Origin of the sequence: Pedobacter antarcticus, from assembly GCF_900112985.1 — a bacterium.
Taxonomy (GTDB): domain Bacteria; phylum Bacteroidota; class Bacteroidia; order Sphingobacteriales; family Sphingobacteriaceae; genus Pedobacter; species Pedobacter antarcticus.
On the sequence record NZ_FONS01000010.1, the window covers coordinates 97,825 to 120,071 of the forward strand.

The 22,247-nt window shown below is 39.3% G+C and carries 15 protein-coding genes; 7 read left to right on the top strand and 8 right to left on the bottom strand.

Translation table 11 applies throughout. The annotated features are described in order from the left end of the window. The first annotated feature begins 50 nt into the window (after window positions 1-50). Together BM192_RS17085 and BM192_RS17090 are read left to right on the top strand one after the other, a co-directional pair. Window positions 51-2,978, top strand: a complete 2,928-nt coding sequence (locus BM192_RS17085; RefSeq protein WP_037437897.1) for an Eco57I restriction-modification methylase domain-containing protein — start codon at window positions 51-53, stop codon at window positions 2,976-2,978. Continuing rightward, window positions 2,959-3,678, top strand: coding sequence for a hypothetical protein (locus tag BM192_RS17090; protein WP_074964059.1), 720 nt, complete (start codon window positions 2,959-2,961; stop codon window positions 3,676-3,678). Before BM192_RS17085 ends, BM192_RS17090 begins: the two co-directional genes overlap by 20 nt. Before the next feature lie 732 nt (window positions 3,679-4,410). Here the strand turns inward: BM192_RS17090 and BM192_RS17100 are convergent. After that, window positions 4,411-4,740 carry a recombinase family protein gene (locus BM192_RS17100; protein WP_051759487.1) on the bottom strand — a complete coding sequence of 110 codons (330 nt, stop codon included), beginning with the start codon at window positions 4,738-4,740 and terminating at the stop codon, window positions 4,411-4,413. Continuing rightward, window positions 4,724-4,999, bottom strand: a complete 276-nt coding sequence (locus tag BM192_RS17105) for a recombinase family protein (protein ID WP_083401140.1) — start codon at window positions 4,997-4,999, stop codon at window positions 4,724-4,726. Before BM192_RS17105 ends, BM192_RS17100 begins: the two co-directional genes overlap by 17 nt. A gap of 102 nt (window positions 5,000-5,101) precedes the next feature. On the opposite strand from BM192_RS17105, the gene BM192_RS17110 reads away from it, so the two are divergent. Then, complete coding sequence (locus tag BM192_RS17110; protein ID WP_074591267.1) at window positions 5,102-5,551, top strand: VOC family protein; 450 nt, start codon at window positions 5,102-5,104, stop codon at window positions 5,549-5,551. A 371-nt stretch (window positions 5,552-5,922) separates the two neighbouring features. Here the strand turns inward: BM192_RS17110 and BM192_RS17115 are convergent, their stop codons facing one another. The 6 genes from BM192_RS17115 to BM192_RS17140 form a co-directional block, all read right to left on the bottom strand. Further along, entirely contained in the window at window positions 5,923-6,759 is an 837-nt protein-coding gene (locus BM192_RS17115; protein ID WP_070808215.1) for a glycerophosphodiester phosphodiesterase family protein, read from the bottom strand. Window positions 6,760-6,769: 10 nt separating this feature from the next. Beyond that, the gene (locus BM192_RS17120; RefSeq protein WP_074964061.1) at window positions 6,770-8,056 is read right to left on the bottom strand and encodes a purple acid phosphatase family protein; all 1,287 of its coding nucleotides are present in this window, start codon (window positions 8,054-8,056) and stop codon (window positions 6,770-6,772) included. Between the two features lie 16 nt (window positions 8,057-8,072). Continuing rightward, window positions 8,073-9,545 (bottom strand): SusD/RagB family nutrient-binding outer membrane lipoprotein, encoded by a 1,473-nt coding sequence (locus BM192_RS17125; protein WP_051760047.1) that lies wholly within the window; start codon window positions 9,543-9,545, stop codon window positions 8,073-8,075. Between the two features lie 11 nt (window positions 9,546-9,556). Then, entirely contained in the window at window positions 9,557-13,009 is a 3,453-nt protein-coding gene (locus BM192_RS17130; RefSeq protein WP_051760048.1) for a SusC/RagA family TonB-linked outer membrane protein, read from the bottom strand. A gap of 99 nt (window positions 13,010-13,108) precedes the next feature. Then, window positions 13,109-14,131 (bottom strand): FecR family protein, encoded by a 1,023-nt coding sequence (locus tag BM192_RS17135; protein ID WP_074964063.1) that lies wholly within the window; start codon window positions 14,129-14,131, stop codon window positions 13,109-13,111. A 93-nt stretch (window positions 14,132-14,224) separates the two neighbouring features. Next, complete coding sequence (locus tag BM192_RS17140) at window positions 14,225-14,779, bottom strand: RNA polymerase sigma-70 factor (RefSeq protein WP_037442449.1); 555 nt, start codon at window positions 14,777-14,779, stop codon at window positions 14,225-14,227. 260 nt (window positions 14,780-15,039) lie between these two features. On the opposite strand from BM192_RS17140, the gene BM192_RS17145 reads away from it, so the two are divergent. The 4 genes from BM192_RS17145 to BM192_RS17160 all read left to right on the top strand — a co-directional run bounded on the left by BM192_RS17145 (window position 15,040) and on the right by BM192_RS17160 (window position 22,233). Continuing rightward, window positions 15,040-15,660, top strand: a complete 621-nt coding sequence (locus tag BM192_RS17145; RefSeq protein WP_201771394.1) for a methylated-DNA--[protein]-cysteine S-methyltransferase — start codon at window positions 15,040-15,042, stop codon at window positions 15,658-15,660. A 256-nt stretch (window positions 15,661-15,916) separates the two neighbouring features. Then, the gene (locus tag BM192_RS17150; RefSeq protein ID WP_074591252.1) at window positions 15,917-17,545 is read left to right on the top strand and encodes a family 43 glycosylhydrolase; all 1,629 of its coding nucleotides are present in this window, start codon (window positions 15,917-15,919) and stop codon (window positions 17,543-17,545) included. Between the two features lie 47 nt (window positions 17,546-17,592). Further along, window positions 17,593-20,712, top strand: a complete 3,120-nt coding sequence (locus tag BM192_RS17155; protein WP_074964064.1) for a SusC/RagA family TonB-linked outer membrane protein — start codon at window positions 17,593-17,595, stop codon at window positions 20,710-20,712. 12 nt (window positions 20,713-20,724) lie between these two features. After that, window positions 20,725-22,233, top strand: coding sequence for a RagB/SusD family nutrient uptake outer membrane protein (locus tag BM192_RS17160; protein ID WP_037442453.1), 1,509 nt, complete (start codon window positions 20,725-20,727; stop codon window positions 22,231-22,233). Window positions 22,234-22,247 lie beyond the last annotated feature (14 nt).

Here is a 22,247-nt window from a genome sequence, read left to right on the forward strand (position 1 = left end):
TAATTTAGGGTTTGACTTCGATGTTGATTTGAAGCCAAAAGCTATTGATATTGAGTCAGAAACTACTTTATCTTAAAAACTCGGTTTTTTTCTATAAAAGCCCAAATAATACCAATACTTCTTTTTACCTTCTTACTTCGTCTTTAGAAGAAGAAGAACTTGAGCACTTTAGAAAATATGTTTGGAATAAGAACGATGCGGACATAATTTTCTATTATTCTGCTCAAGCTGACAAAGTAAAAATATTATATGCCAAATATTCTCCTAAAGTTTCAAATAGCGATAGTGTTTTAGAGGTCTTTTCAACCACCTCAAAAGATTTGAATAAGATTGATGAAATAAAGAAATGGCAATTTGACAGTGGTGCATTTTGGTTAAATTATAAAGAGTTTCTAGCTAAATCCAAATACAAAGGAATAGATAAAGAATTAGTTGCAACATTGAGCGAATTAAAAGAGCAATTAAGCAATCTTTTAATCCAATCAATTTCTGATGATAGTGATAGAAATGTAATAGTACAGGCATTAATTGACCGAACACTTTACATTAAGTATTTAGAGGATAAACACATTATTAACTCTTATTTTTATGGATATTATTTTCAAGACAAAACACTTAATTACAGGGTTTTATTAGAAAATGAATCAAAAAAGGAAATTAATGAATTATACAGTCACATTCACGAAATATTCAATAATTCGCTTTTTGATACGCCAAAAATAAATGAGAAATATTTAACAACGGATGTTTGTAATCTTATTTCCAGCTCTTTCCAGTCAAACCTAAAGAGTGGTCAGTTAAGATTATTTGATTTTAAGTTTGATGTTTTACCAATTGAGTTTATAAGTTATACATATGAAGTTTTTCTGTCTGAAAAGCAGAGAGACAACGGTATATTTTATACTCCCAAAAAGTTAGCGCAACTAATCGTAGATGATGTAATCAAGCAAGATAAAATAGGCTCTATTTTAGACCCTTCAAGTGGTTCTGGAATGTTTCTGATTACAGGATATCAAAAGCTTTTGGAAATAGCTCGAAAACAGAATTTAGAGCCTGAAGATAATATTGATAAAATTAGGTTTAGGACAAAACTATTGTCTGACAACATATTTGGTATAGAAAAAGAACCAACAGCACAAAGATTTACTATTTTTTCTCTTTCATTACAGATTTTTGAAGGAATTAATCCTTCAGACATTAAGGAGTTTATCACTAACGAATTAGAACAAAAAAATGAAATTAACTTATTTAATGAATTTAATTTTTATCAAAACATCATTTGTCAGAATACTTTAGATATAGAAAAAAAAGCATTCGAATCTAAGAAATTCAAATACATTATAGGAAATCCTCCATTTGTAAGAAAAGAGGTAAGTGAAGATGCCAAATACTTCACAAATAACTATGAATTGAATGCTTCAGGAAAAAAAATAATTGCCAAAGATGTTATTGACGGTTATCAGATTTCCCAATGCTTTCTATTGAAAATTAAAGAATGGAGTGATGAAAGCACAAGATTAGGATTTATATCAAATAGTTCTAATTTTTACAATGAAGCAACTAAATTCCAAGATTTCTTTTATTCCGCTTATGGAATTGAAAAAATATATGAGTTATCAAGAGTAAAAAAGATATTGTTTGAAAAAGCACAAGAAAGTGTTATAGCAATTGTTTTCACAAATATCTTCCAAAACAATATTATTGATTACTATCCTGTGGATTTAGGATTGTTTTCTGAAAAACCGTTTGAGCTATTAATTATCCAAGAAGATAAAGTCATTGAAATTGCTCAAAGTGAGTTTATACAGAGAGAGATTAGGCTAAGAGACTTTCTTGTCGGAAATGAATATGACAATATTTTAGTATCAAATTTGGGGGCTAATTTAAAATTGAAGGATTTTTATTGTTCAATAGGAAGAGGTTTTCAAATTTGGGGTGAAACGGCTAGAAAGAAAGAATATGGTATAACAAAAAAGGTCTGGAGCAAACTTAAAGTAGTAGAAAAAGAAACTTATTTACAAAAATTCATTAACAAATGCTTTAGTGATTATTCAACGACTATCTATGACAAGCCGTATATTAAACCCTCTAACCTAAAACCTTTTATTAAATTACCTAGTAAAAAGTTTATTAGTGACCTAAGTAATTTTGAAAGGCCTATTAAAAACAGCGATGTTTATTTAGGAAAGAAATTAATGTTTACTCGAATCGGAAGTAAATTGAATTGTGTTTATTCTGAGGGAAATGACTATTTTGATTTTTCTGTCTATACAATAAAATTGAAAAATGAACAGAGCTATTACTTATTTCAAGCGATTTTAAACTCTCATATCGTACAGTATTATTTAGATTTCTACTTTAGAAAGAGGATTCTTGATTCGTATTCAAGAATAGGTAATGATGATATTTTAAATATTCCAATACCAAAAGAATTGAACTCAAAGTTAGAGTCTGAAATTTCTGATTTAAGCAAGCATTTGTCTGAAGGTAAGTTTGAATATTCAGATAAGGAACTAAAACTAAATGAACTAATTTTCGACTTATACGAACTGTCATATTGGGAAAAGCAGAGGGTTAAAGATTACTTTTTACCTAAGGCGAAGATTGGAAGGAAGAAAAAGGCTTTAGATAGTTATAAAAACATATTAAAAAAGATAATAGGATTTTATTTTGAATGCGCTGTAAATATAGATGAAGCTCTTGTAGGGTTCAATTTGATTGTTGTAAAAATCTCATTTGGTAATAGTTCCATTAGTCCGCAAGCTGACAAAACTAAAAAGTTTTTACTAAACGAGATTTTTGAGCAAAATCCTAACGCCAATTTTTTAGCAAATCAAGAAAAGATCTTTGGGAAAGATTGTGTATATATTATTAAAGATGACAGAAATATAAACTGGACGGAAACAAAAGCTTTTGAAGATGGGCAAGATATTTTAAAACACCTAATACCAAATGAGAATGGAGAGAGAATACATTAGGACTGAGAAGCCTGCTCCATTACCATTTGATACTCGTCAACTAAAGACTTTAGATGATGTGTTTTGGAAAAAATGGATATTTTATCATTTGTTATCTTTCTACAAGAATTATGATAATGAAGAATTAAAAGAAAAGATAGAAGCTGAGAGGAAGAATAAACCTGCAAGAATAGAACGAGAAATTGCAAAATTTATTCGCCTGAAATTAAAAGCAAACTGGGAATTTGGACTAAATTTTTCTGTAAAGGGAGAAGAAACGAATGATGAGAATGTAGAAGGAAACTATGATATTACCATTCATAACACATATTGGAAAAACAAAGATTTTTTCTTTGAGTGTAAAAACTTAGACGGTAGTCAGGATTTGGTAAATAAATATGTATGCTGTAATACATACAAAAAGGATAGTAATGGTGAGAATATTTTTGACGGCGGGGTTTTAAGATACTTCAATGGAAAATACGCCCAAAATTCAAATTTTGGGGGAATGATTGGCTTCATATTGACAGGAGATATTCCTCCCATTAAGAATAACCTTGTCACAAGGCTGAAAGAAAAACTACATACTACTCCCGAAGGCGATTTAATAAAAGTTACAGATAACTCTATCGAAGAAAATAGTTTTACATTTGATAGCTTACATAAACGATTTGATAAGGAATTTATCATACATCATCTTTTATTTGACTTTTCAAAATAAAGGGATATTGAACGGAATTGTTTAATCGCTTTCAATATTTGCCAACCTCTCCAAATCCTCCAAAAAGTGGTTCGAGATTTGTTCCGTTTGGGCTACCATAGTGGGCAAATCAGATTTTTGTTTGGTTCGCCCCTTTTTTGCCCTCAAAAACTGCCTTTAAAGTGCCTAGAACGCGTACAGCCTCATTCATTCGAACAGTTCGATGTTGTGTTCCGTCAAAAGTGAGTTTTTGGGGATAGATCGAACTAATTAATCGTCTTTTTCCTTCAGAATCTGCCTCTATATATGTTTCATGAAGGTTTTTGAGCAACCCAATCGCTTTTCCGATTAATTCGCCAATATTCTCTTTTCCCCTGGATAAATCGATGAGTCTATTTTCAAGAATAAGGATTTTTCTTTTTCACAGTCTGATTTTATTTTCCTGTACTCAAAATCAAGAATTACATCATTGAGCATCTTGTCCCTAGCCTTAGAAATTCTATTATTAAACTCCTCCAGCTGTTTTTTACATTTGATAATTCATTATTATCTTCACTTGAAAAAGCTTGATAAACCTGTTTCAAAATCATAACATACGCCTCATGCAACAGTGGATCTATAGTATATTTTTTTTAATTTCTCCACAAAAAGCTTATTGACTTTTTTAGCGTTATATCTTACACCACATTTCGAAAAGCAATGGTAATAGTGATAGTGCTTGCTGTAACCTTTTGAAGCACTACCTGAGAGCATTTAGCCGCACCTTGGACATATCAGAAAGCCACGCAAGGGAAGCGCATCAGGAGAAGATATAGTCGTCTTTTTTGGTTTGTTTCTGCCGTTCAAAACATCCATGGCTTTATAATAGATTCTTTCCGAAACTATCGCTTTATGTTGCCCCATAACAGTATGAGCTTCTTCCTCTTTATATTTTGCAATTGGTATCCTACCGCAGTAAATAGGATTTCTAATAATCTGCCAAAAATTTTTTCTACCTGTCTTCAGCCCTTTATCCGATGCTGCCTTCCAGATTTGATCAATGAACCACTTTCCCGTGGACAATTCGTCATATACCCACTTCATTATTGACGCTTGGGGCTCTACAGGACAAATATACTTTCCGCCCGTCTTCGGTTACTTTGTTAGTATAGCCTATGGGCGCAGGCCCCATCCATCGCCCTTCTTTCCTTGCTCTTCTCATTCCATGAAAAGTATTGAGCGCTCTTCTATCGTTCTCAACCTCTGGAGCTGCGAGATAGAAAGCCAACATCATTTTATTTTCAGGAATAGAGATATCAAGAGGCTGCTCAATGGGCTGAGGCTCTATACCGAGATCAGCCAATAATTTTTGCCATGCGGGCCGCACAAAGCTTTTCAAAAAAATCTTAACTTTAATACCGTTACGTATAATACCGTTACGTACAATCAAGTCAAAATTTACATCATGAACATAAAGTATGCGCATACCAACATTATAACAAAGGATTGGAAGGAACTTGCACGTTTCTATGAAATCGTGTTTAATTGCATAGCGATTCCACCTATACGAAACTATCAAGGGGAGTGGCTTGAAAAAGGCACCGGCGTCTTTAACGCGAATTTACAAGGGGTACAATTACGGCTACCTGGCTATGGGGATAATGGACCCACATTAGAAATCTATCAGTATTCAGAAATGATTAATGCTGAAAGACACCTAGCCAATCAAAAAGGATTTGGACATATCGCATTTAAGGTAGAGGATATTGCGGGGGTTTTAGCAATAGCATTAAAGAATGGAGCATCGAAAATTGGAGAGCTAAGCGAACATCATTTTGATAATATCGGTGTATTTAGGTTTATTTACATCTCAGACCCGGACGGGAATATAATAGAACTCCTAAACTGGAGTTGATATTAATTTCGTAGTAGATATATATGTAAAGTACAATAAATAAATTTGAAAAATTGTCTTTCAGAAAAGTGGTATACTTACCAATTTTTGATCTATTTACAATTTATGGTAGTTACCTGATCAAACACCGATTACTTACCGCCAATAAACCAAGAATTATATCTAATTCAAAATGAGTAAATTTATAACTGAAAGATCACACCATACATACAAAGCAACCAATACTGCCTTTAATATAGAGTAATACTCATTATCACCCAAAATTCGTATAAATAAAAAGGCTGTACCATATTGTTGTGAACCGATTTTTTGTCAAAATTTGGGTTCACTTCATTTCTGGTACAGCCTCTTCATTAACTAAATTCTGAGTATTAATGGATCGGCACTTTTACACGTCTACGCAGATTATTCTGTTTTAAATATTTGATTAAGGCTTCGGGGTGGTCAGTCTGGACGCCCTGAACTCCTTTATTTATAGCAGTGTTCCAGCTTACCAGATCTTCTTCAGATGCCTGCACATCCAAAAATACGGATAGCCCGTTCTCTCTCATAGCAAAAAGAAGAGACTGATACGGAAGATTGTCAGTAGCTGCTAAAGGCATTTCGGCAAGATAGGAAGCAAGCTCTCCTTCTGTGCGTATATACTTTGGCAATCCAGACATCAACGGCATTTTTGGAGCTGCTCTCCGCCAGGATTTATACTGTTCTGCCGTATTGATATAAACAAGTACCTGAGCCTCCATTCCCGCAGCTCTGATTTCCCGGTATGCCTGCACTGCATCAGCATCCTTAAAATCCAGGTAAACATTAACACGGTTTTTACAAATGCGCAAAGCATCCTCAAAAAGCGGTAACTTATGAATATGGCCGTCTTTAGCAATCAAGGTTAGTCTCTTTACTTCATCCAGGTTCAAATCCTGAATCCGCCCCTTACCACTTGTCGTCCGATCTACCATCTCATTATGAATTAAAACAAGGTGGCCATCACGGGTTGTACGAAGATCCATTTCAACATAATCCACTCCGAGTTCAATAGCTTCCTGAATTGCCGCTATACTATTTTCGGGTTTTACAAGATGGCTTCCTCTGTGGGCTATCACGATAAAGTTGTTCTTACTTTTGGGAAGTGTCATAGTTTTGTGCTGCCCGGACGTTGCAAATACAGAACAACAGCATATTAACGTAAGCAGGTTTACCTTATACTTCATTAGTCTATTATTATTGCTTTGCAGCAGGGTTCATATCAGTAAATTCCGCTGCAGTTTCCCTGCTCGATTTTTTTAGGGAAAAGGCATCAAATAAGTCTCCCGAAGTTTTATAAGCTTCAAACTTCAGGTTTTTGCCGTCAATATGAATAACCTGAAAAAGCTGTGTGTTTTCCAAGGAAACATTCATCCATTTAGCACCATCTACTTTATACATTTTAGGACCGGCGACTGAAACCAGATATACCGGTCCGCTGGCTTCTCTGCCCGATAGTCCGCGGGGCAGATTTTGGCCTCTGCTGTAGGTATGGTCATGCCCTTGCAAAACCAGATCTATATGATATTTATCAAATAATGGTTTAAACCGCTCTCTGAATTCTTTGTTGTCCCTACTTTTGGCAGTGGAAAAGATAGGGTGGTGAAAAGTTATAACTGTCCACAGTTTTGTGTTTTCCTTCAAAACCTTTTCTAGCCACTCATACTGAACCTTTGCAGAAGCCTCGTCAAGGATTATCATTTGAGAATCCAATGAGATCACACGTAGATTCTGATAGTCTATATAATACACAGATTCCTCTAAACCTGCCGGTCCGTTTCCAGGCAACGTATATTGTACGCCCCAGTGAGGGTCCAGAATCAATTTCCTTTTGTCATCACGCACATATTCGTGATTCCCTGGAGAGGGCATACTTGGAACCATTCCATTGATAAATCCACCACCATAATGCCATTCACCCCACTCCTTATCATTATTAGATCGGTTGATCAGATCACCTGTATGGATTATAAACCGCGCATTTGGCTCGTGGGAGAATGCTCTTCGGATTACGCGCGACCATTTTGAGCGGATATCATTCTGTGCATCACCTAGATAAATAAAAGAAAAGGGTTTGTCCCGGTCTGACGCTGTTGTAAACTGAAACCATTCACTCCAATAATCACCGGTGCCCACGCGGTAAGCGTACACCGTTCCAGGCTTAAGATTGTCAAAAGTAACATGGTGATACTTGGCAACAGCATAGTTTTCGCCACCAGATAATAAACGTGAACTAGCATCATAAGTAGTAATAGCATCCTCCAAAGCCGGACTGGAATCTTCAGCTTTAATCTGTGCTTTAGAACCCAGAATTGTAGTATCGGTGCGCCAGGTTACCGTCTGACTAAGGGAAGTACTGCCTTTCCAGGTTAAAATAACACGGTCCGGAAAAGGTTTTGGAGCGAAGTCCTGCGCCTGTATGTTAGTAAAAGCTGCAACGATAATTAGCGCAGTACTATATATATATTTATTTAAAATATTCATCTTATAAGGTTTAAAATTATTTCAGGTACCACATTAAAGTAGATTCGTTATCAGGGCCAAAGACAGATACCGCTTTCTGATAACTTACTTTATTCTTCGCGCTTTCAGAATCTGGAAAAACATAACGTTTTGGAATCCCTCTGCCAGCAGCCAGAGGACCCGTCACAAAAGCAGGATAACCAGTCCGCCGTTGGTCAAACCAGCCTTCTGAACCTTTAAATAACATGGCAATCCATTTTTGTGTGATCAGTTGTTCAAGTGTGCCGTCATATTTAACAATGGACTGATCAAAGTAATTTGAAGAAACGACTACTCCGTAATTGTTCATAGACTCCTTGATTCCTTTGTAATACATCGACTCTGCAGTCTCTCCCGGAACAGTGATTTTACCTTTTTGAATCGATTCTGCCAGAATAAAGCATTGTTCAGTATAAGTCATCAGACTTGCTTTCAATAAAGGATTTGCAGACCCACCATTCTTTCTGAAAAACGCTGACGAAAAAACAGACACATGATCCTCTCCTCCATTATATGCTGCAGGCGCATCAATTGCATTGGGCACACCTACGAATTTATTAGGGTCTACCGTCGAACCCGTGGTACTTTTAACCGGTTCGACCCAAACCCCGAGCCTGGGGTCGTTTCTTTGAATGAGTTTGTCTACCAGTTCCTTACTCACTTTTGTTTTTTGATAATCAAAATCAATCATAGCAAGGGGGCCTCCAGGCCAGCTATACGCAGCCAAATTTCCCAAGTATGGAATTTCTGCGTTATCGGCACTACCTTCAAACACAGGAAATGCGGCCTTATCATTAATAATCGCCTGCATTTCTGCGAACGCTGGAGCATACGCTTTAGAAATACGTAACAGCATTCTTAAGCGCAATGAGTTTGCAAACTTACGCCACTGCAATGCCCTGCCGCTAAACATCACATCACCCTTGGCATTAATTTCTTCCGCGTTTGCTTTTAGAAGATCATTAGCCTCCCGCAGCTCTCTCAATAAATCAGGATAGATAACCTGCTGCTGATCATATTCAGGGTAAATGACATTACTTTCTTTCGACTTTAGTGCCTGCGTATAAGGGATATCTCCATACAGATCGGTCAGGTAGGCAAAATTAAATGCTTTCATGATTTTACTGATTGCGATATACTGACTTTCCGAACGCTTTTGAGCAGTCTCCAATAGTGTATTATTTACAGACAACCGGGCATAAATATCGTCCCAATCCACCGGCCCCCAGTCTAATAAGTCATAACCAGTATTACGTACCAGTGTAAGATATCTTGCAGCGGACGCAGGTCTTCTGTTCACGGAATTCTCCTGATAAGCATATGCAGTAGATAAAACTACCTCAGACATCAGGAACTCGGTATTAGTATTTTCCGGAGAGTTTGGATTCGTATTAATGGTATCAAAATCTTTGGTACAGGCACCCAGTACCGCTATAAATAATACCAGGATCGTTTTATATCTTAATTTCATTTTTATACTGATTAAAAGTTACAACTCAATTTAAAGCCAAAAGAACGTGTACCGGGTAATGTCCAGTGTCCTACCCCCTGCTTAAACCCTTCAGTGACACTCATGGTCGTTTCAGGATCGTAGCCCAGTCCATTGGCAGTCCAGGTGTATAGGTTTCTGCCGATCAACGAAACCGAGAGATTGCTTATCGGAAGCTTTCCTAACACGTTTTTGCCGAACACATAGGTTATAGATGCTTCCCTCAGCTTGAGAAAAGAAGCAGAATAAGTTAGACGCTCGTAATATTTGTTGTAAGTGTTATTGTAAAAATCTGAGGCTGCAATAACTAACTTATTTTCACTGTATGTCCCGTCTGCATTGGCAATATAGCCGGGAATGATCATCCCGTCATTCTTTTGCTTCCCTTGCGAATCTACCCAGGGCAGACCCCCGGTTTCTGCGTCTCTGCCCACAAGTGTATTATCTGTCAGGCCCGCATTGATTAAACTTTTAACCACGTATGAATAGAAGTTTCCACCTTTGCGCCAATCCAAAAGGAAGTTGAGTGTCAGATTTTTATAGCTGAAGGTATTATTGAGACCTATGGTAAAATCAGGATTATAATTTCCAACTTTTATATACTCCGAATTATTGCGGATATAATGTCCGGTTTTATCCAGTAAAGCTGCTCCGGCATACTGCCCGCTTGGTACCTTTGTGTAACTCGGTGTATAGAAATCTCCTATTTTGGTTCCCTCTTTAATTAAGTAGCGAATGTTATCCCCGTCTGCACTACCCATAGAATACTCGGGCAAACCCTCCAGTAAGGAGATCACTTTATTTTCATTTCTTGTGAAGTTTGCGTTCACTTCCCATTTGAATGTACCCTGAACCGGAACAGCATTCAACCCGATTTCCCAGCCACTGTTCTGAATATTCCCGGCATTGATTAAACGATTTGATGCTCCGGAAGCGATCGTAGTTGGAATATTGATAATCTGGTTTCTTTTATTGGTCTTATACCAGGTCACATCCAGACCTAACCTGTTTTTAAAAAAGCGAAGATCTCCACCAAACTCATAGGAAGTAGCTATTTCCGGCTTCAGGAAATTGTTTTTCAAATTAAACTCTATAGTAGCTCTTTTCACATCACCCCAATCCTGGTTGAAAGGAATAGTATTATATAGCTGATAAGGATCCGTATCACTTCCTACCTGTGCCCAGTTAGCCCTGATTTTAACAAATGACAACAAGTCGGACTTCATCTTCAGCAAATCAGTTAAAACAGTGCTTAATGACACCGAAGGGTAGAAGTAAGAATTATTTTGCTCGGGTAATGTACTTGACCAGTCATTTCTGCCAGTCACATCAAGAAATACCATATCCTTGAATGATGCCTGACCCATTCCATATAAACTATTAATTCGTTTACGGGAATTATACTGCGCATTCGTTATAGTTCCTGCCCGCGCATTGTTGATATTATAAATTCCGGGAATACTCAAGCTTTCAGTACGCTGTGCAGTACTTCTGCTAGTCTGATCCATTTGGTTACCTCCTACCGACAAGCCAAAAGACCAGTCCTGATTCAGGGTCTTTTTATAATTAATCAGGAAATCAGAATTCTGCTCCTTGAAGTAAGAGTTATCGACACCGTAACCTCCAAATTTAAATCGTTTAGAGCTAAAGGGACGCTTGGTTTCGTGCTCTTCATTATACATATCAAGACCGGTACGCACCATCACACTAAGCTCTTTGGTCACATCAATTACGGCCTGTATATTCCCGGTCAAACGGTTTCTGTCATAACCATTAGTATGTTCATAAGCTACGAAGTAAGGGTTATCGGAATCATCCGGAGAAAACTGTTCAATATTCTCCCTGCCGGGTTTCCAGTAATTTTTCAAATCTTTAATACTCATATTGGAAGGCATAGAATAAACCATTTGAGTAACACTTTCCCTGTAAGCAGATGGACGGTTATCACTTTTATTATTTACATACCCGATATTAGTACTGATTTTTACCCGCGGATGCAATACGTACGTTGCAGCAAGATTCAAAGTATTCCTGCTCAGATCTGTGTTCGGCACAATACCTTTATTGACCATGTTAGTATAGGAAAGCCTATAATTACCATCGGCGTTTTTACCACTGATGGCAATATTATTCGTGTAGGTAGAACCTGTTTTATAAAAATCTCTTGCATTATCAGGGTGGGATACCCAGTCTGTGGGCACAGGCTTTCCACTCGCATCAAGTGGGCTATTCCACTGCAGGTGTTTAGTTCCCGCATCGAGGCGCGGGCCCCAGGCAGAGGAAGTGTTAGAAGCAGGATCGTCAGTAAAATCTCCCGCCCCGAACTGATTCTGAAAATGAGGGAACATCCAGGCCTGATCGTACATGGCATTTGAATTGAAGCTTATCCCGAGACCTTTTTTATTTGCCGATCCGCTCTTTGTAGTAATCAGTACAACACCACTTCCCGCTCTGCTGCCATATAAAGCCGCGGCACTGGCACCTTTCAGTATGGTAATGCTTTCAATATCATCAGGACTGATATCGGCGACGGGGCTTCCGTAGTCAATAGAAGAACGGCCCACCTCTGAAGTCGGCCGCAGCGAATGTGCCACCGGAACGCCATCCACCACAAAAAGCGGTTGGTTATCCGTCGCAATTGAAGATTGCCCGCGAATGGTAATCAGTGCAGTCGAACCTGGATCAGATCCTGCGCTTACCACATTTACACCAGCAACCTTTCCGGCCAGTGAATTTACTACGTTTACTTCTTTTACGGTATTCACGTCACTACCTTTTATTGTGGCTATAGAATAACCGAGTGCTTTTTCGGCACGCTTAATCCCGAGTGCGGTAACAACTACTTCAGATAAAGCAGTCTCATCCGGAACCAAACTTACATTAATCTTCGTTTCTCCGTTCAGAGCCAGTTCTTTAGTTTGATACCCCATCATTCTAAATAGAATTGTAGCTGATGCATCCCTTACATTCAGACTATATTCGCCATTTAAACTGGTAGTGGTAGTGTTATCGCGGTCTTTTTCAATGACGCTCACGCCGGGTATGGGCAAGCCTTTTTCGTCCGTTACCTTCCCTTTAATCCGCACAACATTTTTAATAATAATCTGATTATTTCGGACTATATAAGTTAATTGAGCGGGGGCAAGTACGCGGCTAAGCAAACTGCTGACCATTTCATTCTCTGCTTTCACAGATTCAATTCTTTTGTTTAATGCAGCATCCTTATTCGTATAAACAAAAGATAGATTGGTTTTCTTTTCAATGCTTTTCAGCAATTCATTTAAGGTTCCATTTTTGAAATTGAAACTGATTCTACTGTTAACGTCCTGCGCCTTTAAAGGTGATGCCTGTCCGGTAAAGAACATAACAGAGAGCAGAAAATAAATGATACTAACAAAACGCATTGCTTTAAAAATTAATTGATTAGTCACTGCGGACTTTTTCATAACTTTGTGTGTTTTAATCGTGATGGGTTAAAATAAAATTGAAAATCATAGCCGGGGCATGCGTCAACATGCTTCGGCTTTTTCTTTATAGTTAGTTGTCTAATTACATTTACCTCCTTTTATATAAATTGTCTTTTTATTTATTGTGTAATGAAGATCCAGACTCAGCTGAATGGTTTTCAACACCTCATTTAAGTTGACATTATCAAATTGCGCGGTGAGTTTACATCCTTTAAAAGATTGATCAGTGATAATTTTCATGTCGTATTTCCTCTCTATTACCTCGAAAACATCTCGTAAGTCTGTCTGATCAAAAGTCATCTTCCCTTCTGTCCAGTCTGCAGCAGTTTGAGCATTGCCAATATTTTCAAGAGAAAGATTAGTGGAATGCACATCATATGCTGCTTTTTGGTTGGGCAGCAAATGAATAGCGGCTGACTGGCCTCCTGCAGAGTCTCTGGAAACTGCTACCTTGCCCGTTAATACCGTCACTTCAGACCGGTGCCCTTCCCATGCTCGGATATTAAAACTAGTCCCAAGCACCTGGGTTCTGAGATTTAAACTATGTACTACGAATGGATGCCGGGGGTCTCGTTTTACTTTAAAAAAAGCTTCTCCTTTAAGTTTCACGGTTCTCAAAGCTGCTTGTTGCAGATTTTTGGGAAAACTAATAGAGCTGCCGGAGTTTAGCCAGATCTCCGTACTATCGGGCAATATTATATTAATAACTTTTCCAGCGCCTGCAGACTTTGTGACCCAGTCAATTCCGGTATTTTGCAAAACTGGTTGCTGCAATCTATAGAAGAAGGTCGATAAAGCTACCGCAGTAAAAACTGCAGCGGCGGCTATCCAAAATCTAAACTTAACAGTCTTTGGAGAAACTTCTTTAGACAAGGAAGTTTGAATAGTATTAAAACTCTCTTTCCAATCATCATCTTCGGGTGGCACAGCACTAATTTGCCATAACCATAAAGCATGTTCAAGATCCTGTTGATTTTTAGGATCTTTACTCAGCCATTCCTGTATTTTTTTCTCTTCCTGCTTTATTTGCTGAACGTTGCCATGTGCATTTTCCTTTGCGGATAAATAATCAAGTACAAATTTCCAGTTTTCTTGGTCCATCCTCATGCTTTTATACAGACAAGACAAGAAACCTGGCATCTATTACGGGCCGCAAAACGTTAACATTGCGTTAACAAACGGTTAAGAGTTTATCTACCGGAATTCCGTTTCATTTTTCAGCACTATGTCCTGCAAAAACTGAAAGCCTTTGACAAGGTGATCCTCGACCGTACGGACGGAAATATCTAACAGTGCTGCAATTTCTTTATAGCTGAAACCATCGATCCGGTACATATAGAAAACCAAACGCCTGCGCTCGGGCATTTGATCAATCAGATTGTAGAGTATCCGGTTTCTGTCCTTATCAAGGTAAATCTGAGATGGGTCTGCCGCTTTATCCCAAACTTCCAGACTCTCCTGTTCGTCTATATGCAAAAAGTTTGTTTTGGAAATTTTATGATAATTGGAGGAGGCATTTTTTACCGCCCGGAACAGATATGCCTTTTCGTTTGAAATGCGGATATTATTTTTCCAGATGGCTATAAACACATCATTTAAAATAAGTTGCGCATCCTCAACGTCCCTCACCAGATAGACAGCGTATTTTTTAAGCGTAGGGTACATACGACGATAAAGATCCTCAAATGCTTTTCCATCGAAATTATGTACAAGGTCTCCGTCAAATACGGTAGTATTGTTTTCGCCCATAAAATATGAAGCGAAATTAGAGCTGCTAAATGACGGACATATTAACAAACTGTTAAATGAAGCAGAGATCAGCATTCAAAACCAATTGATATCTCTTATTTCCCATTTACAGAATCAGTTTAACGCTATTCATAATATGTTTATGGTCGATATACGATTCTCCGGACTGTCACCGTTCGCAACAATACTGTGCAGAAACATGCCTATGCCTAGCAATAACCGGGTTCTCTGCTATTCTTTTATCCATTATATTTGAATTCATGAACACAGTACTTAAACCGGAAGACCAGATTTTCGCTGAACGATACAGCTGGATATTTAAGATTAATTCAGATTATGCGGATAGTGATTCTGTGCTATACATGACAGAAATTGCTACACCTCTAGGCCCGATGCTGGCAGGAGCTACACTGCAAGGTCTTTGTCTACTGGAATTCGCGAACCGGATCAGGCTGGAGAAAGAAATCGCCGATCTTCGTAATTTGCTGAAAGCAAGAATTATTCCAGGGAGAAATCAATATTCCGAACAGGCTGAGACAGAACTTGGCGAATACTTTCAGGGATTACGTAAAACTTTTTCTGTATCGCTTCATACGCCTGGAAACGATTTTGCACAGGCAGTCTGGCAAAGTCTCCTGCAAATCCCTTATGGACAGACCTGTACTTACAAAGAGCAGGCAGAGAGAATGAATAATCCTAAAGCAATCCGCGCAATCGCTTCAACCAACGGCAGAAACAGACTGGCAATCATCATACCCTGTCACCGGGTAATCGGAAGCAATGGAACAATGACCGGTTATGCAGCGGGAACGGATAAGAAAAAATGGCTGCTAATGTTTGAAAGAAGTAATAGCATCTCAAAGGAAAACCTGCTGTTTTAGCCTCCCGGCAGTCAATGGCAACAAGCATAATTCTTAGCCATTTTGAATTCCAACATCGCGCTTCTACATTGAAATTCTGACTATTAGACCTCACCAAAAGTTGAGCTTTTTTCTGCGTACCCTCCAAAAAGTCTTTGCTAAATCGCTTTTTTTATCAAAAAGTATATTCAATTAATCAAATTGAACAGGTGGTTTCCCTGCTTAAGCCTTTATATTTGGATTTCGCTTTTAGCAATCCAAATATAATTATTCCTTCATGACAGGTACATTCAACTTATTCCAGAAACTGGTGTTTTCTATTGCTCTCATTTCTATGAGTGTAGCCGCTTCATCGGATCTGCAGGCGCAGTCAGATAAATCCGGCACAAAGACAAAAAAAGCAGTTCAAACCAGAAATAAAAGTTATCAGACTAAGATTCAAAATTTTAATAAGGCCGGCGAACAGGTGACGCGGTTCAGCACTATGGGGGAAGCCATCGATGCACATGACGGAGAGATAGCTTTTTTCGAGGGCGTATACTATTTATACGGGACAAGCTATGGCTGCGGTTTTGAGTGGGGTAAAAAAGAAGCTCCGTTCTGTGGATTTAAAACCTATTCATCGACAGATCTTGTTCACTGGACAGATCGGGGGATGCTATTTGATCCAACAACACCAGTTTGGCAGTCTCGATGCGACGGAAGTACTTATGGTTGCTTCAGACCACATGTAATCTTCAATAAAAAAACGTCAAATTATGTACTGTGGATCAATGTATATGATAATGTTTCCGGCTTTCGGGTATTTACCAGTAAAAGCCCTGTCGGCCCATTTGTAGAAGTAGCCGAACCGAAATTGGCGGTTAATGCTGATGCTCCTGCAGCAGGACTTAATAACGGGGACCATGATACATTCGTAGATCTTGACGGCACGGGTTACATAGCCTACACCGACTGGAGAACGAAGGGCACTATCGTTATTGAAAAATTAAGCGATGATTACCTGACAGGTACCGGGGAAGTCACAAAAAATATCACGCCCGGGAAGACAGAAGCGCCGTCAGTTTTCGAGCGCAACGGAATTTACTATCTTACATATTCCGACCCGAATTGTGGTTACTGCGCAGGAACCGGAACTTCCTATCGTACTGCCAAAACGCCCTTAGGGCCTTGGTCGGAAGGAATTCAGATCAGCAGCAACTCCTGCGGTGGACAACCGTCTTTCGTCTCACCAATTCAGCTAACCTCAGGAACAGTTTACATTTATGGCAGTGACCTTTGGAATGATGCTGCAAAGAACGAAGCGCTCGCTAATTTTTACTGGGCACCTTTAACGTTTGCCGAAGACGGATCTATTCTCCCTATGTCTTGCCAGAATGAGGCCGAACTCTCCCTGGCTGAGGGCGGCGCGGGTAAACAGAAAGAGATCAAAAATCTGGATAATGATGCCGGTGTCAGGAACTTCAAAACTTATGAAGATATCAGTCACAATGTTCAGCGCGGACAAGGCTTTACTACTACACGCAAAGGGATACTGAATGGAATTTCAGTTACGACTTTCCAAAACGGCTATCCTGATGCCGACCTCGTGATTTTGCTTTATGCAGCAGATGAAAACTATCTACCCATAGGTAAACCTTTATATAGTACGAATATTCCCAGAGACCGCGTGAGCTGGTCACCTTCAAATATCACTGTTAATCCAAATATCTCAGTAAACAAGGGAAGCAAGTATACCATCGTCCTTAAGTCTTCAGCAACCAAGGGGATATATGGCTTTATGTATCACGATGAAAACACTGAACCGAATTCAGGTGCTTCGTACAGTTCAGACCAGGGCAAAAACTACGTAATTGAAAAAAACCGGATAATCAAATTTCGCACAACTATAAAAACCAGATCATAAACACTTGCAAACGCACCTTATTTAATCTCAAACCATAAACTAAAAGTATGAAATTTAAAAATCTACCCTACCAAGCTCGCTATAAGAGCTTTATGATACTATTGTATCTGATTTTCACCAGTACCTTTCTACTTGCCCAGGGAACTCCAATTGCCGGGAAAGTAACAGATGCTGCAGACAACAACCCAATTCCTGGAGTTTCCGTCCGGGTTAAAAATACAACTACCGGTACTGTGACCAGTAATACGGGAAATTACAGTATTACAGCTCCGAAGGGGGCAATCCTGGTATTTACATACATTGGATATGGAACTAAAGAAGTAACCGTTGGCGAAAGTTCCAGCGTCAATATTAGCCTTGCAGCAGCAGGCGATCAGCTAAGTGAAATCGTAGTCATTGGGTACGGCACACAGCAAAAGAAAGACCTGACTGGTTCTGTCGCCACAGTATCGGCTGCACAGATCAAAGATCTTCCTGTGAGTTCTGTTGACCAGAAATTAGTCGGTCAGATTCCAGGTGTCCAGGTCAGTTCACCAACAGGCGCACCTGGTGGCGGTACCGGAATAAAAATCAGGGGATCCGGTTCAATCGGTGCGGGTGACAATCCACTGTTCGTAGTCGATGGATTTGCTATTTCTAATACTACAGGCCAATCGTATAATCCTTTAAATATGATTAGTCCGGAAGATATAGATAATATTACTGTGCTGAAAGATGCATCATCTACTGCGATTTATGGTTCCAGGGGAGCAAATGGTGTCATCGTAATTACTACTAAAAAAGGTAAGAATGGTCCTCCGGTAGTTAGCTTAAATACCTATACCGGTATACAGCAAGTTCCCCAGAAAGGCAGACCAGATGTGTTGAATGGAACAGAATATGCACAATTCAGAAAAGAAAAAATCATTGACTTATTTCTATCTCAGGGTAAAGTGGCTACCGATGCCGACATACCTGCCGAGTTTAGAAACCCGGAACAGTACGGTAAGGGTACCGATTGGTATAATGAAGTATTACGCACTGCTATCCAGACAAATGTTGATGCCAGCATAAGAGGCGGTTCCGATAATACACAATACTCGATCTCATTAGGTAGATTGGATCAACAAGGTACCATCAGATATACCGACTACAGCAGATATTCAGTACAGGCTAATCTGCAGTCCAACCTGGGTAAAAAACTAAAAGTCGGCGTGATGATCGCCCCGACTGGAGGGGTGCAGAACCGTAACGATTTCGAGACTGGACAACGCGATTTATTAACCAGAACCTTGTGGTTAAGTCCAATTGTACCCGTAAATGATGCCAACGGAAACCGTACTGTATTTATCACCTCGCCGGGAGCAATTGGCGCAGGAAACCCACTAAATACACTGGAATTCGGTGGAACAAAAGCCAAATATTTCCGCGGACTGGCGAACGCCTTTGCTGAATATGAAATCATACCCGGTTTAAAAGCTAAATACAGCTATAATCTGGATTATTCACAACAAAGCTCTTTCAGATTTAATCCGAGTTTCGTGCTTGGCGAAACAGGAAATCAAAACCCTAATCTTGCCATTCCGAGTTCAACTACTACTAATTCAAATACCGTTAACTGGCTTTCAGAGTTAGTCTTGAACTACGATAAAAGCTTCGGAAAAGATCATAGAATCAGTGCCTTAGTGGGGTACACAGCACAACAGGAACGTGGTGACGGATATAATTTCAATGCTACCAATTATCCGGATAACCTAATTGAGACAATCAACGCGGCCTCATTACTAAATGGCCAGGGTGCAAGTATAGACAAATGGTCATTGGTGTCCTACCTGGCCCGCGTCAACTATACGTTTAAAGATCGCTATCTGCTAACTGCGACTATTCGTTCCGATGGCTCGTCCCGTTTCGGAGAAAACGTCCGCTATGGTACATTTCCCTCAGTAGCATTAGGCTGGAGAGTTTCACAGGAAGACTTTATGAAAAACGTATCGTGGATAAGCGATCTGAAACTAAGAGCAAGTTACGGTAGATCAGGTAATTTCAATATTGGAAATTACAACTACTCTTCTATTATTTCAGGTGCAAACTATAGTTTTGGCGGACAACTCGCGAATGGAAGAGTTTCCACGTCACTGAACAACCCGAATTTAACCTGGGAAAACTCAGACGAGCTTGATCTGGGTATTGATTTAGCCATATTAAATAACCGCGTAAACTTCACTGCAGATTACTATAACAGGATTACGACGGGGATGCTTTACAACACCGAAATTCCTCTGTCATCTGGCTTCGCCAATGCATTAATCAATGATGGAAGAATCAGAAACCGAGGTCTGGAGTTTGGGATTAACACAAAAAATCTTACCGGCGCCTTCACCTGGTCTACGAATCTGAATATAAGCATCAATAGAAACACGGTGCTCGCACTTAATGACAATAATGATCCTATTTACAGCGGAAGAAGCGGTGGTGGCTTCTTCACGCACAAAACAGAAGTAGGTAAACCGATCGGTCAATTTTACGGTTATGTACTCGAAGGAATCTACAGAGATCAGGCAGACCTGGATCGCTATCCGAAAGCGGCCTCTTCAGTAGTTGGATCTATCCGCTATAAAGATGTAGATGGAAACGGAATTATTGAAGACCAAAAAGATTTTGATGTGATTGGCAATTCCAATCCTGATTTCACTTATGGCTTCACCAACTCCTTTAGTTATAAAGGTTTTGACCTTAACGTTATTATTGTAGGTTCTCAAGGTGGCCAGATCTTAAATACAGCAAATGAATTCCTGACCAATACTGATGGCGTTTTCAATGTACACCGTAAGGTCCTGAACAGATGGAGATCACCAGAGAATCAAGGTGATGGTTTTACGCCGACAACTAACGGAGCCACTCCACTTTACAGGGAGAATAATTCTGCCTGGGTGGAAGATGCCAGCTTCCTGAGAATACAAAATGTCACACTTGGATATAACTTCACCAGCAGCTTCATCAAAAATTCTAAAACGATTAAAGCTTTACGCCTTTATGGTGGTGTACAAAACCTGGCAACTTTCACTAAATACAGCGGTGCAAATCCAGAAGCCAGCACAAATAATTCCTCTGTACTTACTCCAGGACGTGACTTCACCAACTATCCGATCCCAAGAATCATGACTTTGGGCTTAAATGTTACCTTTTAACCATCAGAAATAATGAAAACCTTATCAAAATACATAATTACCACAATACTTGGCACAGCGCTGTTCACAGCTAGTTGTAAGAAAGATTTTTTAGCTCAGCAACCTGAATCAGGGTTACTGGGCGCTAACTTCTGGAAAACCGAATCAGATTTAAAACAAGGCGTAGTCGGTTCCTACCGGTCACTCCGCGACCTGGGTTTATTCAGTTACTGGATGTTCGGAGAAATGCGCTCCGACAACACTTCTTTTCAATATAATGCACCACAACGGGGGCAGGAAAACAGGGAGTTGGTAGATCAATTTCTGGTTACATCAGCTAACACACTTATTCAGGATTTCTGGCAACAGAGCTACACCGGCATCTCCAGATGTAATGATGTCCTGAACAACGTCGATCGCATACAGATGTCTGATGAATCGAAAAATCAGGCAATAGGCGAAGTAAAACTGTTGCGCGCATTTCACTATTTCAATCTCGTCAGACAATTTGGAGGTGTCCCATTAAGACTAGAGGTAACTAACTCACCAGATGATGCCAAGTCTAAAGGCCGCGCATCTGTCGAAGAGGTTTACAATCAGATTCTGGCAGATCTGACTGATGCCGAAACGAAACTTCCGGCAAGTTATGGCTCAGCAGACAAAGGCCGGGTGACCAGCGGAACAGCTAATGCGATTCTAGGAGAAGTATATATGACTCAAAAGAAATTTCCTGAAGCACTTGCTGCCTTAAGAAAAGTAACTGGTTATAATCTGATGCCTAGTTATGCAGATATCTTTATTCCTGCCAATAAAAATAATCAGGAATCAATTTTCGAAATACAGTATTTAGGGTCAGTACCTGATCTGGCCAGTAACTTTATGTACCAATTTGCGCCTTTCAATTCGGGTACCGTAGTCACTCAGGATCTTGGAACTAATTTAAGTTTTTCAAGTGGATGGAATACGCCTACTGATGACCTGATGAGTGCTTATGAAACTGGAGATAAACGCAGAAACACTTCCCTTGCAGAAGGATTCAATGCTACAACAGGCTTTGTTGCAGCTCCGTACATCAAAAAATACAACCATGGTTTTATTCAACCCGGCCAAACCAATGTTAATTTCCCTATTATCAGATATGCAGATGTCATGCTGGAGATTGCTGAATGTTTGAACGAATCCGGATTTAGCGCTAACGGAGAAGCCTTTAATCTACTTAACAGCGTGAGAACCAGAGCAGGTCTTTCACCGAAAACTGCGGGTAATCCAGTCGCAGCATTAAATGTAAATAGTCAGGAAGCTTTCAGAGAGGCAATCGCACGGGAAAGAAAAGTAGAACTTGCATTTGAAAACCACCGCTGGTATGACCTGTTAAGAACAGGGAAAGCAATTCCGGTAATGCTTGATCATGGAAAAAGAGAAGTTGCTAAGAACAAGGATCTCTACCCTGCAAGCTCTTACCAGATCACAGAAAATAAACTATTACTTCCAATTCCGCAACGGGAAGTAACGTTAGATAATTTAGCTCAGAATCCACAATAAAAATTCTGGTCCTA

Excerpts from the sequence above, each read along its gene's own strand:
- BM192_RS17090 (WP_074964059.1), top strand. The coding sequence starts at position 2,959 with ATGGAGAGAGAATACATTAGGACTGAGAAGCCTGCTCCATTACCATTT.
- BM192_RS17100 (WP_051759487.1), bottom strand. The coding sequence starts at position 4,740 with ATGAAGTGGGTATATGACGAATTGTCCACGGGAAAGTGGTTCATTGAT.
- BM192_RS17110 (WP_074591267.1), top strand. The coding sequence starts at position 5,102 with ATGAACATAAAGTATGCGCATACCAACATTATAACAAAGGATTGGAAG.
- BM192_RS17115 (WP_070808215.1), bottom strand. The coding sequence starts at position 6,759 with ATGAAGTATAAGGTAAACCTGCTTACGTTAATATGCTGTTGTTCTGTA.
- BM192_RS17120 (WP_074964061.1), bottom strand. The coding sequence starts at position 8,056 with ATGAATATTTTAAATAAATATATATATAGTACTGCGCTAATTATCGTT.
- BM192_RS17125 (WP_051760047.1), bottom strand. The coding sequence starts at position 9,545 with ATGAAATTAAGATATAAAACGATCCTGGTATTATTTATAGCGGTACTG.
- BM192_RS17130 (WP_051760048.1), bottom strand. The coding sequence starts at position 13,009 with ATGAAAAAGTCCGCAGTGACTAATCAATTAATTTTTAAAGCAATGCGT.
- BM192_RS17135 (WP_074964063.1), bottom strand. The coding sequence starts at position 14,131 with ATGGACCAAGAAAACTGGAAATTTGTACTTGATTATTTATCCGCAAAG.
- BM192_RS17140 (WP_037442449.1), bottom strand. The coding sequence starts at position 14,779 with ATGGGCGAAAACAATACTACCGTATTTGACGGAGACCTTGTACATAAT.
- BM192_RS17145 (WP_201771394.1), top strand. The coding sequence starts at position 15,040 with ATGAACACAGTACTTAAACCGGAAGACCAGATTTTCGCTGAACGATAC.
- BM192_RS17150 (WP_074591252.1), top strand. The coding sequence starts at position 15,917 with ATGACAGGTACATTCAACTTATTCCAGAAACTGGTGTTTTCTATTGCT.
- BM192_RS17155 (WP_074964064.1), top strand. The coding sequence starts at position 17,593 with ATGAAATTTAAAAATCTACCCTACCAAGCTCGCTATAAGAGCTTTATG.
- BM192_RS17160 (WP_037442453.1), top strand. The coding sequence starts at position 20,725 with ATGAAAACCTTATCAAAATACATAATTACCACAATACTTGGCACAGCG.